Source organism: Sporosarcina sp. FSL W7-1283, from assembly GCF_038003105.1.
Lineage (GTDB): Bacteria > Bacillota > Bacilli > Bacillales_A > Planococcaceae > Sporosarcina > Sporosarcina newyorkensis.
In genome coordinates, this window is record NZ_JBBOOL010000001.1 from 3416313 (window position 1) to 3431405 (window position 15093).

General features: G+C 41.1%; 11 protein-coding genes. 4 read left to right on the forward strand and 7 right to left on the reverse strand.

Translation table 11 applies throughout. The features are described 5' to 3' along the window. Nucleotides 1-77: 77 nt before the first annotated feature. Entirely contained in the window at nt 78-1124 is a 1047-nt protein-coding gene (locus MKY93_RS17865) for a hypothetical protein (RefSeq protein ID WP_340760594.1), read from the reverse strand. Nucleotides 1125-1213: 89 nt separating this feature from the next. Beyond that, nucleotides 1214-2128, reverse strand: a complete 915-nt coding sequence (locus MKY93_RS17870; protein ID WP_340760595.1) for a hypothetical protein — start codon at nt 2126-2128, stop codon at nt 1214-1216. Nucleotides 2129-2312: 184 nt separating this feature from the next. On the opposite strand from MKY93_RS17870, the gene MKY93_RS17875 reads away from it, so the two are divergent. Continuing rightward, nucleotides 2313-2606, forward strand: coding sequence for a hypothetical protein (locus tag MKY93_RS17875; RefSeq protein ID WP_340760596.1), 294 nt, complete (start codon nt 2313-2315; stop codon nt 2604-2606). A gap of 136 nt (nt 2607-2742) precedes the next feature. On the opposite strand, the gene MKY93_RS17880 is transcribed toward MKY93_RS17875, so the two are convergent. Beyond that, nucleotides 2743-4212: a carbon starvation CstA family protein gene (locus MKY93_RS17880; RefSeq protein WP_340760597.1), complete on the reverse strand. Its 1470-nt coding sequence runs from the start codon at nt 4210-4212 to the stop codon at nt 2743-2745. 443 nt (nt 4213-4655) lie between these two features. On the opposite strand from MKY93_RS17880, the gene MKY93_RS17885 reads away from it, so the two are divergent. Then, a complete protein-coding gene (locus MKY93_RS17885; protein ID WP_340760598.1) occupies nt 4656-5480 on the forward strand; it encodes an endonuclease/exonuclease/phosphatase family protein in 825 nt (274 codons plus the stop codon). Between the two features lie 164 nt (nt 5481-5644). On the opposite strand, the gene MKY93_RS17890 is transcribed toward MKY93_RS17885, so the two are convergent. Next, nucleotides 5645-6361 carry a toast rack family protein gene (locus MKY93_RS17890; protein ID WP_340760599.1) on the reverse strand — a complete coding sequence of 239 codons (717 nt, stop codon included), beginning with the start codon at nt 6359-6361 and terminating at the stop codon, nt 5645-5647. 236 nt (nt 6362-6597) lie between these two features. On the opposite strand from MKY93_RS17890, the gene MKY93_RS17895 reads away from it, so the two are divergent. Both MKY93_RS17895 and MKY93_RS17900 read left to right on the forward strand, forming a co-directional pair. Further along, nucleotides 6598-7329 carry an SH3 domain-containing protein gene (locus MKY93_RS17895; RefSeq protein ID WP_340760600.1) on the forward strand — a complete coding sequence of 244 codons (732 nt, stop codon included), beginning with the start codon at nt 6598-6600 and terminating at the stop codon, nt 7327-7329. A 964-nt stretch (nt 7330-8293) separates the two neighbouring features. After that, a complete protein-coding gene (locus tag MKY93_RS17900; protein ID WP_340760601.1) occupies nt 8294-9664 on the forward strand; it encodes a hypothetical protein in 1371 nt (456 codons plus the stop codon). A 351-nt stretch (nt 9665-10015) separates the two neighbouring features. On the opposite strand, the gene MKY93_RS17905 is transcribed toward MKY93_RS17900, so the two are convergent. The 3 genes from MKY93_RS17905 to MKY93_RS17915 all read right to left on the reverse strand — a co-directional run bounded on the left by MKY93_RS17905 (nt 10016) and on the right by MKY93_RS17915 (nt 14013). Then, a complete protein-coding gene (locus MKY93_RS17905) occupies nt 10016-11113 on the reverse strand; it encodes a flavin monoamine oxidase family protein (RefSeq protein ID WP_340760602.1) in 1098 nt (365 codons plus the stop codon). A gap of 69 nt (nt 11114-11182) precedes the next feature. Further along, complete coding sequence (locus tag MKY93_RS17910) at nt 11183-12517, reverse strand: MFS transporter (protein ID WP_340760603.1); 1335 nt, start codon at nt 12515-12517, stop codon at nt 11183-11185. Between the two features lie 101 nt (nt 12518-12618). Further along, nucleotides 12619-14013 (reverse strand): aminotransferase-like domain-containing protein, encoded by a 1395-nt coding sequence (locus MKY93_RS17915; RefSeq protein WP_340760604.1) that lies wholly within the window; start codon nt 14011-14013, stop codon nt 12619-12621. Between the last annotated feature and the right edge of the window lie 1080 nt (nt 14014-15093).

Consider the following 15093-nt stretch of genomic DNA (forward strand, 5'->3'; position numbering starts at 1 on the left):
CACGAGCACACTAAAATTACTATTGGATTATGATAGGTGTTAGCTGAATCGAATCGGTACCCGTTACTTTGTGTTAATCATTTCCTCTCTGTCAATTGCCTTTTATTTTCAGCTATAATTCTTTCGAAATAGGATAGTTCAGTTTGTTCAGCAGGTATATCTTGATCTGGAAATGAATCCTTCTCTATCTCTGAGCTTTCAACTATGATGGATTGATCCGCCAAGTCATCTGAGAAAGTGTAGGTTGGTTGATCAATTTCATGTGGTGGAGCAACGGTCTCTTCATGTCGTTTTGTTTCCCTCTCTATCGGCTGAATCTTACTCGGTTCCATTACAGCAGGGACTTCATCCGATTTACTCGATACCTCTTGATAAGAAAGTGGGGCTACAGGTACAAGATTTTCCGCTGACCCGTTCAAAATCGAGTCAAACCTGTTATATGCCTTTCTCATTTCTTTTAACACAGCGTTATATTCAATCGATTCCTTAAGCAAATCCTTATAAGACGCATCATAAAATTTAAATTGAAAGAAAGGAAATATTTCATCGTCTATCTGAAGAATTAGTTCCATGGTCTTCACTTTGTCCATCGGCATGTTCATAGTATTGGTCGATGCATGTTTCTTATTTTCTCCGCTGATCGTTGAAATATCGGCAAACTCTGGAGATGACATAATAATAGTATCATCCTCCACGATCGCGGCAGCCACAAGATCTGTGAAGTCATAATTCAACAACTTATAGGACATTCCTAATTTCGGTTTTCGTAAAACGTTGCCTTTCCCGTCTTCAGCGTACCATATGTATATACGTTGTTTATCATGGTCAATTACAATTCTCTTTAATAAATCAATTGACATGATGGATGGCATTTTCTCAAAACCTGGTTGACCACTGTTCAATGAAAGCAAGATTTTTTTTTGTTTTTCTTTATAACCGTCCTGCATTAGTTGGCCTTGTCCGATAATAAAGAGACCAACTAAAAATACAATGACTGAAATAACAAATCCAATAAACCCAAACCCATTAAACAAGGATATAACGAAGAATCCCACAGCAAGTATGGGAAGTATGCAGCCAATGCCCGTTAAAAATTTGGTGATTCCTGTAGAAATAATGTTCATCCCCCTTTAGCATCTCATCCAGCGAACACTAATAAAAGATTCCGGATCCGTCTTGTATTTCAAATTACTCGTTGACCTGGTATCGCGCATCAAATCTCATAATAATACACTTCCGTTCCATCTAAAAACAATAACTGATTTCCGCGATTACTTCTTGCACTGGACCGAATGGCTACTCCGTTAGGTTTTATAAATCGAATATGTTTCTGCGTTCTATAGCGTGAACCTTTTCGCTTTAATTCATAAAATCCATCGTGGTTTCCATATCCCCCGTCCATCAGCAACATATCTTCTTTGACAGCAAACAAGTTAGCTCCTTTTACGTCAGGTACATAATAATCTGTATGACCTTCAACACGGACCCCGATATGAAAATCCGAATAATAGTAAAACCATACTTCCTCATTGGATACAATATTCATTGCATAACAATCATCAATATAATGTTCTCCTTTTGGATCGTGCCACTCCAGTTGGCGACCGAAAGCATCCCAATGAATTAACCCTTTACTTCCGATCGGTTCATCCCAGCCATAATTCCCAAAAACACCTTCGTCAAAATAACTCGTCCAGATCGTATTGCTGTCTGTCACATACAAATCTTGAATGCCATCTCCCAAACAAAACGAACGGATACACTGACCTGCACTAGTATATACCCGTGCATTTTTTTCAATATGATCTGCATCGTGATAATAAGAGCGGGCTCCGGCCAATAACACTTGATCATCGTCAATAGTCTGCACATAATGATAGTTCCATTTTTCATCGGGCAGATCTATTACCTTCTTTTCATTCCCTTTCATGATGATCACTTTGTAATGGTATTGTTCCTTTGTGACGGTGGAAGGAAAACTTCCTCCTATCAAAGGAGGGTATTCTCTTACCAATAAAAAACACCATTCATTTTGTGGTCCGATCGCAATTGAAACAGGTGAAAAATCTTGCATTTCCCCCGATAAATCTGCGACAGGCGCTAACGAAATCGTTTTTGTTTTTTTCAAAGTGTATCACCTCTAGGTCCTGTATGTGTATATAAACGTAGCATAAGTTGTCGAATTCTTAAACATATTTAAAACTCGTAATAGGAATAGTAGTGACCCCAAAAGATTACGTCTCATCCCATTCACCAACATTCCCAATTTCGTATATACTTAGAATCACAACTTATCAATGGAGGGTCGGACAATGGAATTCAAAGATATCAATGAACAAATAATACAGAAATACAAAGAGGATGAAACGCTTATGATTCGCCTCTTTGTACAATGGTGTGCGAATCATGAACTGGATCCGCAAATGCTCTATCGAAACGCTTATCCAAACCAACCAGACAATGCTGCATTATTGAGTGTCATGGAGGAAGATGACGGGTTGGATGAGCTCCAAATCGATAACGAAACTATGCTTGACGTACTCCAACTTTTCGGTAATGAAGACCTTGCTTTTGCAGTTGCCGATGAAATTCAACGTCTGAATTAGTGTAAGATGACATCCACCTACTTCAAATTTGAATCACTTTAAGGAATACGATGTTTGAGTCGCCAAATATCACCACAACAAATAGTATAGAACCTCATTTAATGACACAAAAAAGACGAGCAATCGCTCGTCTTTTTTATACGGTTTCCAATTTCCCATCTTTTTCGACTGGGTTTTCTTCAAGAAGATCCACTTGCAGATTTTCTTTTACATTTTTTTCTGCCTTCATAAAGAAGAGTACAGTGAATATTGCTGTAATCGTAAATCCTCCGATATAAGCAACCGTAGTCTCAAGACCGAATCCCATCGTATCGTTCATTAAAATGAAGACCGTCACGACGCTGGTCATAAACATTGCCGGCAAGAGCGCGATAAAATAATTTTTCCTCTTTACGTACAGATACATCGCGCCAATCCAAAGTGCGATTGCTGCGGTTGATTGATTTGCCCAAGAGAAATATCTCCAAAGTATATTGAAATCGATTAACGTCAATAGATAAGAAGCAACGAACAATGGAATGGCTATGAGTAAACGTTTACCGATTTTGCTCTGCGATATTTGGATGTAATCCGCTATAATTGAACGTGCCGCACGGAATGCTGTATCGCCTGAAGTAATCGGTAGTACAACCGCACCGAGGACAGCAATCGTACCACCTACCGCGCCAAGTAACGTCATTGACACTTCATTGACGACTGCAGAAGCCGTACCTGCATTGATTAACCCTTGGAGTCCTTGACCGTCAAACATACTCATTGCAGCTGCTGCCCAAATCATAGCGATTACAGCTTCCGTAATCATCATGCCGTAGAAAATATAGCGTCCTTGTGATTCATTCTGAGTAGTTCTCGAAATGATTGGCGATTGCGTAGCGTGAAAACCTGAAAGTGCTCCGCATGTGATCGTCAAAAATAGCATTGGGAAAATGGCAAGGCCACCTGGATGCATGTTTTGAAGTGTCAATTCTGGAATTTTGTGATCGGAAAACAGAAGCGCTCCCCCGACTCCGATTGTCCCAAGCAGCAAAACAGCACCAAAAATCGGATAGAAACGGCCAATAATCTTATCAATAGGCAGAATAGTTGATAGGAAATAGTATACAAAAATCAACAAAGTCAACACGAGAATGCCTATTTTCCCGTCAGTTAAAATGTTTAATAAAGAGGCCGGAGTCGTCACAAACACAGTACCGACTAATAACAAAAGCAATAATGCAAAAAAGTTAACAAAGTGTTTCGCTAATTTACCTAAAAACTTTCCTGCAAGCTCTGGAATATGCGCGCCGCGATTTCGAATGGAAATCATCCCCGTCAAGTAATCATGAACCGCTCCAGCAAAAATTGAACCGAGCACGATCCATAAAAATGCAACAGGACCAAACAGTGCGCCCATAATCGGACCGAAAATCGGACCTGTACCTGCAATATTCAACAACTGAATCAACGCGTTCTTCTGCTTGCCCATCGGCACATAGTCCACTGCATCATGATTTGCATAAGCAGGTGTTTTTCTTTGTGAATTCGGACCGAATATTTTTTCTACATACTTTCCATAAGTAAAATAACCGATCACGAGCAGTACAATTGATGCCAAAAAAGTAATCATACAATAGCCCCCCCTTGCCATTCTAGTTGTAATCGTTTTCAAATAAAGATATATTTAGAAAACTTTATCCATTCTAAAATATCATTTTCATTGAGAGAATGCAATATTGAAAATAGTGGATAGATGAATAAAGTTTAGGTACTTGTCTTGTATATAACTCCAACAAGCTTCTACATGAGTTTTACGCCAACTTCGTTGTACACACATGACATCACTAATGATTTTAAGCCTAGATGACTGACTTATACTATGTTGTATATTCTTTAAATAGACTATTTTGCAAGCAGTAATATGTATCAAATGCAGGTTCTAAGTGCCGATATTGTGAACCTTTCGCCAGTATTCTTTACAATTCTTAATGACAGGATTACAATTTCTTCATATTGTATGGTTATAGTAATCGTAAGAGATTTTGAAACAACCATACAAAAAGGAGAGATTTTATGATAGGACATATGACACAACCCGTGACTCGAACATTCGGCAGCGCTGGGTCTACCCAGGTTCGTAAATTGCGGGTAATGTCATTCAATATAGCTCATGGATTGGGGATGGATGGGAAAGTGGATCTTCGCCGTACGGCAGAGGTGATCCGGAATTCTGGAGCTGACATTATTGGTTTGCAGGAAGTGGACAATCATTTTTCAGAACGCAGCGGATTTGAAAATCAGGCGGCAGTCCTGGCAAAATGGCTGGAAATGGACTATAGCTATGGACCAAATCTAATTGAATCACCTGTGCAGTCGGGACAACCGGAAAGGCAATACGGTAATGCGTTACTCAGCAGATTTCCGGTGAAATACTCCAAGAATCATGCGTACACCCGCTCCTCAAGTTTAATAGAGGATCCCGAACCGAGAGGGTTGCTTGAATCAATTATTGATTTGGACGGCACATTTCTAAGTTTCTTCAATACACATTTATCACTGGGAGAAGAGAGTCAGCGGGAAAACTTGAAACAACTGCTGGAAATTACCAATGCTTCATTGTTTCCTACTATTATAACTGGTGATTTTAACTTATCCCCCGAGCATCCCCAATTAAAGGACTTCAGAAAGACTTATACTGACACTTTCGGAAGCATGGGAATGGGCACAGCTTATACATTCCCAGCTCGTTATGAGGATGCCAGTTCAGCTGTCTGCACTGAGCCTGCCTCCCGGATCGATTATATCTTCACAGACCAAACTACAACTATAGAAAGAACTGAAGTACTTGACACTCCGGTTGCCGACCACCTGCCAATCATTGCGGATCTTTTAATATAGGGAAACTTAGGAGGTCTTAATCAAGGTATCAGATCCTGAGGCAATTCATAATTGCTTCGGAATCTGGTACCTTTCACTATGGTATCTGTTTCAAAAAATCATGGTTGTTTCAACAACCATGATTTTTTATATTTTTTTGTTTTTAACATTTATTGTGCTGCGAACTATTTGCCAAGCACAAATTTCAAATCACCGACCCCTACATCGATTTTCAAATTAATGGTGGTATCTGAATGGTCGTACGCTTCATTTACATAGACGCCTTTTCCCTGAGAGATGAAGCCTTTCGTTCCTAAGCTACCGAGCCCTTTTGAGATGGTCAATTTAACACCAGTCGCCTTCGGTAAGTGAATTTCCGCATCCCCCACGCCAAGATTGATTTCCGCCTCAAAGCTTTCCCGCCAATCGTCATTTAGATTGATTGTGGTATCACTGACTCCGGCATCAATCGATAAATGACTGAGACGGATTCCCGCCAAGTTCAATTCTGAATCGGAGACACCCATCTCGACAGCGAGATTTACAGGTATTTCATTTGTCAGTTGAAGATTCCAATCGTTTCGTGCGTTCCGGAAAGCCAAGAGACCTTTTGTTTTCTGCTGAATCACCACATGACCGACTTTTCCTTTCTTCTTGTATGAGATCGATGGATCCCACTTTTTCACGTTTGTATCAATGACACCATCCACCCACCCTTCAGCACCGCCCTCAATCAAAAGATTGCCAGCACCAAAGCCAATTTCAACGTCCAATGATTTTGCACTGTCTTTTTCTATCGACAGATCACCGGACACCCGATCTTTTTTTACCCAACCAAAGCCCCAAAATCCGACGATGGTTAGAAGTCCTAACCCTGCTAAAATAATCACGATTTTTCTCATACCAGTCTCCCCCTTTTCTCAATCATAAATCAACTTCCATAAAGTTGAATCCATCAAATGCCTGAACTTAACATCAGTCTAAGGGCTGAGCATGCCAGTATATGAAGATTTCTGTGAGGATATTTTGTGATAAGGTGCCTTTAAGTTCTACTTAATGCGTACCTTCCATAGTTTCGTATATGAGTAACTAATTCCAAGGAGTGATTCAAATAAGAAAAATAGGCTTAGCAATACTGTTGTTGGTACTCGGTCTTTCTTTTTTCCTTCCAACACAAACAGCCGCAGCAACAACAGAAATGTATGTATATGCGAAGAATGACATTTTCCTGCGTACGAAACCGAATCAACATGCCGATAAGCTGGGGACTATTAAAAATCATTCCAAGGTGACTGTCTTGTCTTCTTCAAATGGATGGTCATTGGTTCAGACCGGTAAGAATAAAGGGTATGTTTATACTTCGGCTTTATCCAAAAAAGAGCAGAAAGCTGTCCCAACAACTGTTACCGGCAACTTGACGCCTGCAGAAGGTCTGATTCTCACGTATGCGCCTTCTTTCCTCGACGATCAGAAAGAGACGTTCTTTGCGAAAAAAGAGGAGGAGTACACTTATTTATATAATAAGAAAAGTTCCATTTACCCTTATTTGTCAAACTTAACATACATTGAGGACAATGAAAGGCTTCTCATGGGGGTATCGAGTTCGGATTTCATCTTTCTGAATGTTTCCTATCCTTTGAAACAAGGAGCATACACAAAAAATCAGTCCTTTATGGCTGAGGAGAAGGTTTTAGTAGATAGTACAACGAAAACCATCACAGTGAAAGCAGGCTCTTTCAGGAATGTCGTTATTCTCCGCTTCCCAGATGGCTCCAGAGTATATCTTGCAAAAGGGAACGGAGTTATTAAAAGTACAGATGGAAATGGAAAAATTACTATAGAACTGGCATCTGTAAAGCAGGAAAAATAGTACATCTATCGCGGCGCCGTGCTCTCCTAGGGCGGCGTTTTTCTGGTGATACTCCTAACCATTCATCAGTATATTTTATAACGTGATTGACATTTGACAGCGACGGTTGTTGCCATTCTTTTCGATGGTAACTTTCAGCCCGATGTTGTCTACGCGTGCAATACATACTACAAACAATTCATGGACAAAACAGTCGTGATTACAGGAGGCTTGAGGTGGCTAACCCATCTACGATTCTTGCCCACTCAATTAAGATGACCAGATACTCATTCCCACACAAATTGCCCCTTCCACTTAAAAACACTTACATTTTTTCTATGCTGACTTAGTATTTATTCAATAACTTGTAAGGGATTCTTATGAGCACTTTTAAGCACAATTATTAATTTTACCCTCTTCTCCAGAGCATAATCTTTACAAAAATTTTGAAAGCGTAATATTTGAATTGAATAACATTAGACCGTTCGAACCATTGAGGGAACGTGTCAATAAAGTAATCCGAACATGTTCCAGAGCACATTACCGATGTTTTTCGCAAAAGGAATAAGATGGAATATATGAAGGGAATCTATTAGGTTAGACCTCTTTTTGGTCTATCGTCAAGTATTGGACAGGTCTGATGGAGTATTTCTTTAATTATGACAAAGGTTAATATTTCCATGGAAACTTGTCATTTGATTGTTACGCGGCCGTAGTTTTCTTTTGTTATTGTAGTTTGTAAGCAGATAGGGCACTGCTAAATTATCCAATTGAAAGCTTCATATTCAAAATGGACATTTTAAAAAACTAGCCCTAATTTTAAGCTCTTGATTAAAAGGAGGTAGATTGTACATAGCAATTTAAAAGAACAAGTTTAATAATTGAGCTTCAAAAAAACTTAAAACAGAAAGGTGTTTGATGAAATTTGGTTAAAGAAACTACACAAAAAGAGAAAAGCACGAACAAGAAAATCTTGCCATTCGTGATGTCAACCTCTATGTTAACAGCTGCTATCTTCGGTGCAGGCGGATCAGCTTTTGCAGCTGAAGAAGGCGAGGAAAAAGAATTTAAAAATCACGGTGCAGAAGTTTCATCTTTTGCAACTAGCACTCCGGGCTCACCTGAAAAAGGATCATTAATGCGTACAATTTCAAATAAAAATTTGCAGGAAAAAGCACAAAATGAAGATGAGGCAACAGATGTGCCGGTTGAGGAAGATGATGCAACGGATGCACCGGTTGTTGAGGATGAAACAACGGATCTACCAGTAATCGAAGATGAGGCAACAGATGTACCGGTTGAGGATGACGACGCAACGGATGCACCGGTTGATGAGGATGAAACAACGGATCTACCAGTAATTGAAAATGAAGTAACGGATGTGCCGGTTGAGGAAGATGATGCAACGGATGCACCGGTTGATGAGGATGAAACAACGGATCTACCAGTAATCGAAGATGAAGTAACAGATGTGCCGGTTGAGGAAGACGATGCAACAGATGCACCGGTTGATGAGGATGAAACAACGGATCTACCAGTAATCGAAGATGAGGCAACAGATGTGCCGGTTGAGGAAGACGATGCAACGGATACACCTATAATTGATGATGAGACAGCTGACGAAAATGAGATTGAAGAAGAACCTGCTGATGAGCCTGCTAGTGAAGATGAGGCAGCAAATGAAACTAATAAAACAGAAAGGCCAGCTGACGATAATATCAATGAAGATATTACGACAACTGACCAATCTACCGATAGCACTATTATAACAGATGAGCTAGTAAATGAATATAGGTCTGTCATACAAAACTATGTAAGTTTAATCGAGTATTATGATTTCCTAATCCAAGATCAACTTGAAATGATCTTACCAGAAGATGAAGATAATGATTTGCAGGAACCTGGCAATGCTGACGATATTTCGGAACAACCAGCTGATGAAAAAGACGAAGTTGAAGTACCTGCTGATGGCGAAGAGGCTACTGAACAACCAGCTGATGAAGAAGATGCTGTTGAAGTACCTGCCAATGACAAAGAGGCTACTGAACAACCAGCTGACGAAGAAGATGCTGTTGAAGTACCTGCCAATGACGAAGAGGCTACTGAACAACCAGCTGACGAAGAAGATGCTGTTGAAGTACCTGCCAATGACGAAGAGGCCACTGAACAACCAGCTGATGAAGAAGATGCTGTTGAAGTACCTGCCAATGGCGAGGAGGCTACTGAACAACCAGCTGACGAAGAGGAAGAATCTGTTGAAGATGATAGACAATCAACAGTTTGGGACAAGTTGGTCGGCTATTACCAACAAGTCGTTATATCGTACAACTCCCTATTTAGCTTATTAAAAAAATAAATTAAATCTTCTTATACAATTGAATATGTAAACTACTTAACAGACAGTAATATTACTCTCTGCTTAAACCGTATGTTTTACGGTTAATCAAATTAATAATCGATTGAGCCCTTGAGAACTCTAGTAGGAGTTTTCAAGGGCTCTATGTGCTTTATTGAAATAACAGTATCCATACCTTGTTTTCAAATAAATATATCTGAATGGTCGTACACTTTGTTCACATCGACGCCTGGCGAAACCCTTTGTTCCTAAACTTCCGTGCTCTTTTAAGACAGTTAATTTAACACTGTTCTCTTTCGACAATAGAGCTTTCGAAACGTCTAGGTTGCACTCCGCTTCCAAGCTTCCTCCTTACTCTGCATTCACAATCTTAAAAACAGCCTTCTCAGCTGTAAGAAGTGCACCTTCCAAGTGCCCACCGAACCGTGGATCTGTCTCTGTCCCGGCAAAAACAATGCTTTTACCCCAAGCTCCTGCCTCTGGCGGTTGACCGTAATGCGGAAATTCCCGAAGTGGGATCCAGTCTTCCTCAACAGCCGTTTCGGAGTCTTCGGACCAGTCCTTAGAAAGGAAGGCACTTACATTCTGTGCCTCCGACCCAAAAAGTCTTACCAATTGGTCAATCGCCAATTCACGAATTTTTTCCTTGCCGAGTTGTTGGCGAACCTCCACTGGAATGCCTAGGAAGCCAAACAATGCACCGGACCCCGTTTCAGGGGAAGCATCGTGGATCTCTTGCAAGGGGCCGACCCGGCTCGATACGAATCCTGACAGACCAGAATCCCTCCAAAAAGGACGTTCATAAATCGCGACCACCTTGGCATGGCCAGCCATCCAAGTAGGTTTGTTCACCAGGTTAGTTGTTAGATCGGAAGGAAGGGCAGGAGTAAATTTAATGTGATGCCCGATTATCCGGGGCGGCAACGCCAAAATTACAGCACGGGCAGAAATTGTTATTATCGTTTCATCCGGTAGGGCAGCTTCAACCCTGACATCACCGTTTTTCTCTTGTCTGATTGATGTAACTCTCGTACCCAGCTCGATGACATCTGAAGGGATGGTTTCCGTTATCGCATCAACAAGGGCCTGCACTCCTCCTTTGAACCGGACCGACCTCGCGCTTGGATTTTTTGGTAATATATAACGCTTTGGTGTTTCGTTCGGAGATTGTTCTGAAAGCATAGCCCCTTCGGCATATTGTTCAAACGTTGCTATATTCAACTCTTTTACGAGATCATCGATTGTTTGTTCATACTGCGGCCAAAACCATGTTGGTCCAAGATCAAATTCTCCCAATTCGGGTCGACTCGTGTCAGAAACACTTAAAACCCTGCCACCAATCCGATCCCTTGCTTCCAAAAGCCTACATTTGACACCTTGTCTAGCCAGAAGGGATGCAGCCCTTAGACCACTCAATCCGGCTCCAATAATGACTATCGGGTTTTTCATATATCTTCCTCTTTCCAATCATGAATTTTATGCACGCGCCAATCTTTCAACTGTTTTAGGACCCTAATATTAAATTGAGTTTTCAGTCACTTGGATTTGACTCGGTTCCTTATGTTTGCCGATTCGGGCCCAAATAATAATTGGAATTAACAGTAAGGAGAATATCCCACAGGCAATTGATAGGATTCCATAGCTGAAATGCGCTACAACAAGACCGGATAATCCTCCTCCTATCGCTCCAGACAACGCAATTCCCACATCAACCGAGCCCTGCGTTTTCGCCCGAGTAGATGTCGATGTTGCGTCTACAAGAATCGCTGTTCCGCTAATCAACCCGAAATTCCAACCAAGCCCCAGCAATACAAGTGCTGTCACAAGTGCAACCATTGAATCAGCTGATCCCAAAGCAGCTACAATGCCAGATACAAGCAGTGTGACTGCAGAAGCAATTGCCATTACAGCACGTCCGATTTTATCGACAAGATAGCCCGTCACTAATGAAGGTAAAAACATGGCCCCTATATGAAATCCAATGACAAGCCCCACTGCTTGTAAAGTATGACCATAGTGTCCCATATGGATGGGGGTCATCGTCATAATGGCCGTCATCACAAATTGAGTGAACACCATCACTGCGGCTCCCGCAAAAACGCCCCGTTTATTCAGTAAGAACGTATCAGAATTTCCCGCCACTTGTAACTTACTGTCTGTTTTTTGTGCAGTGGCAATCGCTTTGGCGACAATCAAAGGATCTGGACGAAGTAAAATCAAGAGTACCAAACCGGCAAGTATGTAGGCAGAGGCAGCTAATAGAAACGGCCCTGCTAGAGCAGGAATTCCAATGGACGTAGCAAAATTGCCCATAACTCCTACCAAGTTGGGACCGGCGACAGCACCGAACGTGGTGGAAACCATGGCCATACTGACAGCCTGTGCCCTTTGCCTCGAGCCCGCCAAGTCAGCTCCTGCGTAGCGTGCTTGCAAGTTGGTTGCCGATCCGGCACCGTAGATTAGCAATGAACCAAATAGAAGGAAAATGTTATTTGTCAGTGCTGCAAAAACTACTCCAATCGCACCGAGACCACCAGCCAAAAATCCTGAGGCAAGTCCGAAACGACGCCCGTATCGCTGGGAAAGACGCCCCACAAATAGTGCAGCCCCTGCTGACCCCAATGTAAATAATGCTGTTGGTATTCCCGTAACACTATCCGTACCCAGCATGTCTTGGGCAAGAAGTGCCCCTACCGTAATTCCCGCTGCAAGCCCTGCTCCTCCAAATATTTGGGAGAGGATCACAACGATTAATGTTTTTTTATATAATTGCTGTTGTTTTTCCGAGGAACCGATATAGCTCTGTATCAAAGCTGATTGGGCATCCTTCTTTTTCATGCGATTACGCATCATACGCTAGCACACCTTTCTGAAAGTTTCATTCTTTTATAGATTTCAACTATCGTAACACGAGAAAAAAAGCCATACAATGTTTTAATTGTATGGCGAACAATTTATAATGAAATTTCATAAAGCAAACGCTTTATTATTGTTAATCCTTGTTCTAGTTTCTCGACGGTTTCAGGTGCACATACAGCAATCCTTACCGCCCGCTCCGGGCAACTGTTACCAACGACAAAACGTTCTGCCGCATACACTTGTACTCCGTGCCGGGCAGCCAACGATTCAAATTCAGTCCCTTTCATCACGCCCGGTATTAACAACCAACGAAAGATTCCTGTCTCATCACCGAGACATGTAAAATCCGCCAAATATCGATCGACGACTTGATTTCTCCGAATGGCTTGCTCACGATGCCCCTCGATCAACGCTTCGAATTGATTGGAAACGATCAAGCGGGCACTCAGCTCCGCCAATAACGGAGACACCGATATATTTAAATTATACAAAGCTCTTGCGAGGCGCTCCTTGAATCGCTTCGGCACCGCGATATAGGCAAGTCGCAGTCCGGGCGCGATTGATTTTGATAAACTCGCAATATGGATGACCTGTTCCGGCGCAAAGGATGCAATCGCTGGGAACGGCTTCTCGTTGTGGAGATGATAGGTTGCATCTTCAATGATGAACTGATTATACGTTCGGGCGATTTCTGCAATCGCTTTTCGATTCTCAACAGACAAGCGTATAGTTGTTGGATTATGATAATCAGGAATCAAGTAGATGCCGCTAATATTATCATTTTTACAAGCTTCTTCCAAAGCACTTGGACTCATTTCTCCGTTTTCTCCTGGCCTGATCGGAACCAACTGCACGCGCAACATTGCCGCCACCGTTTTTAAGCCCGGATATGTATGTCGATCGACACCAATGCGATCCCCAGGTTTACAAAGGCTCGCCAATGTGGCAGCAATCGCGTTTTGGCCGCCCGTTGCAAACAAGATGCGATCAACCGAAGAGTCAAACCCGCCTCTTCGGATCAGCTTGACTGCAGCGTCTTTTTGCCAAACGCTTTCCCCTGCCCGCCCATAGCCAAACCATTTTTCATACTCTGTTTCTTGCAGCATGTTTTTAAGTTGATGCAACAGGGGCTCAAAAGACGCTTGATCCGGCAAAGTTGCTCCCATCTCAATCAAATGCTCCGGCTTCGAGTCTTCCAGTAAATACGCATTCGACAAGGCATCATACGATACATAGGTACCACTTCCAACAGAGGCACTTATCAACCCATTGAGCACGCATACCTTAAACGCCTTTGAAATCGTACTCAAATTCACCTCCAAATAATCCGCCAATTCCCGCTGCGGAGGAAGTTTTGTACCAGGCAATAAAACTTCATTTACTATATCCTGTTTCAGCTGATCCGCAAGGACTTGATACATTGGCTTTTTCGTTTTATCTATAGAAGGCTTCCAGCTCATCGGATAGTCTTTAAATGAATTAGAAGGCATTTTTTCTTCACCCTTTTCTGTGATACTGTGATACTTACTGGTACTCCTTGGATTCATTATCGCATTAACCTGTCTGTAAGCAAAAGGTGTTGTTTTATCAACATAATCAATTGTCTAAGATATGAAAGATAGCAGTAAAACGGAAAAACCCCTTCCGAATCTGTAATCAGACTTGGAAGGGGTTTTGTTCACTTTATTACAACCGATGAGGAGAATTACATCATGCCTCCCATAAGTAGCCACTAAAGACCTTAACCATTTATAAGTCTTTTGAAGAAACTAATATATAGGCTGATAAAAGCAGTAGTAGTCTTAGGTCTAATACTTTTTATCATTCATTTATTAAATTAATTAAATCTTTTAAAAGAATTTGGAGAATAAAAAAATTACACAGATTATTTTCTGTGTCATAAATGATTATTTAATCTCTTTACATTCTTAGTTGTGTGAGTGACTTGCACTCGACGACAAGATACTCGCTACATAAAAAGTGGTTGGTTTAAATAACCCCTAAGTGGATGGTCCTCAAAAATGCTTTATATTATAGAATTATAACATATAGAACGAGGAAATTTATTTCTAAAAAGGAGGAAGGCATGAAGTTAGCCCTTATTGTATCAATGATTTTCGTGGTCATTATTTTAGCTATCGGAGTAATCTTGACCATATCCGTTGCTAATTCTAGGAATGAAAATTACAATAGTGAAAAAAGTTTTTCCAGTTTGCTGTGGGTTTATGTTTTATCAATCCCATTTATTGTTGTATTGACCCTTATAGCTATATTTATATTTTATTAATAACGGAGGACGGTTCGGTACCAGTGAAAAAGCACATGTTTTTTTCGAGTCTCAGGAACCGTCTAAACCCACTGAAAAAGTTCGTATTTCAATGATACATTCTTTAGATTCTTCCTGTAGACTCTTTGACCGAGGGGTGGATTATTCACAATCGTCCCCTAAATTATGTTGTTGACGTAACAATACAACAACGACACAATTCTAGGGAATAATTGGGTTCACTGAAAATTCATTGGCAGTCTTTAAAATTTAAACATTTTTTTAAACAATACCCGAGAATAAA

Bases quoted from the DNA above. Each gene is read 5' to 3' on its own strand.
- MKY93_RS17865 (WP_340760594.1), bottom strand. From the start codon at position 1,124: ATGAACATTATTTCTACAGGAATCACCAAATTTTTAACGGGCATTGGC.
- MKY93_RS17875 (WP_340760596.1), top strand. From the start codon at position 2,313: ATGGAATTCAAAGATATCAATGAACAAATAATACAGAAATACAAAGAG.
- MKY93_RS17880 (WP_340760597.1), bottom strand. From the start codon at position 4,212: ATGATTACTTTTTTGGCATCAATTGTACTGCTCGTGATCGGTTATTTT.
- MKY93_RS17885 (WP_340760598.1), top strand. From the start codon at position 4,656: ATGATAGGACATATGACACAACCCGTGACTCGAACATTCGGCAGCGCT.
- MKY93_RS17890 (WP_340760599.1), bottom strand. From the start codon at position 6,361: ATGAGAAAAATCGTGATTATTTTAGCAGGGTTAGGACTTCTAACCATC.
- MKY93_RS17900 (WP_340760601.1), top strand. From the start codon at position 8,294: ATGTCAACCTCTATGTTAACAGCTGCTATCTTCGGTGCAGGCGGATCA.
- MKY93_RS17905 (WP_340760602.1), bottom strand. From the start codon at position 11,113: ATGAAAAACCCGATAGTCATTATTGGAGCCGGATTGAGTGGTCTAAGG.
- MKY93_RS17910 (WP_340760603.1), bottom strand. From the start codon at position 12,517: ATGATGCGTAATCGCATGAAAAAGAAGGATGCCCAATCAGCTTTGATA.
- MKY93_RS17915 (WP_340760604.1), bottom strand. From the start codon at position 14,013: ATGCCTTCTAATTCATTTAAAGACTATCCGATGAGCTGGAAGCCTTCT.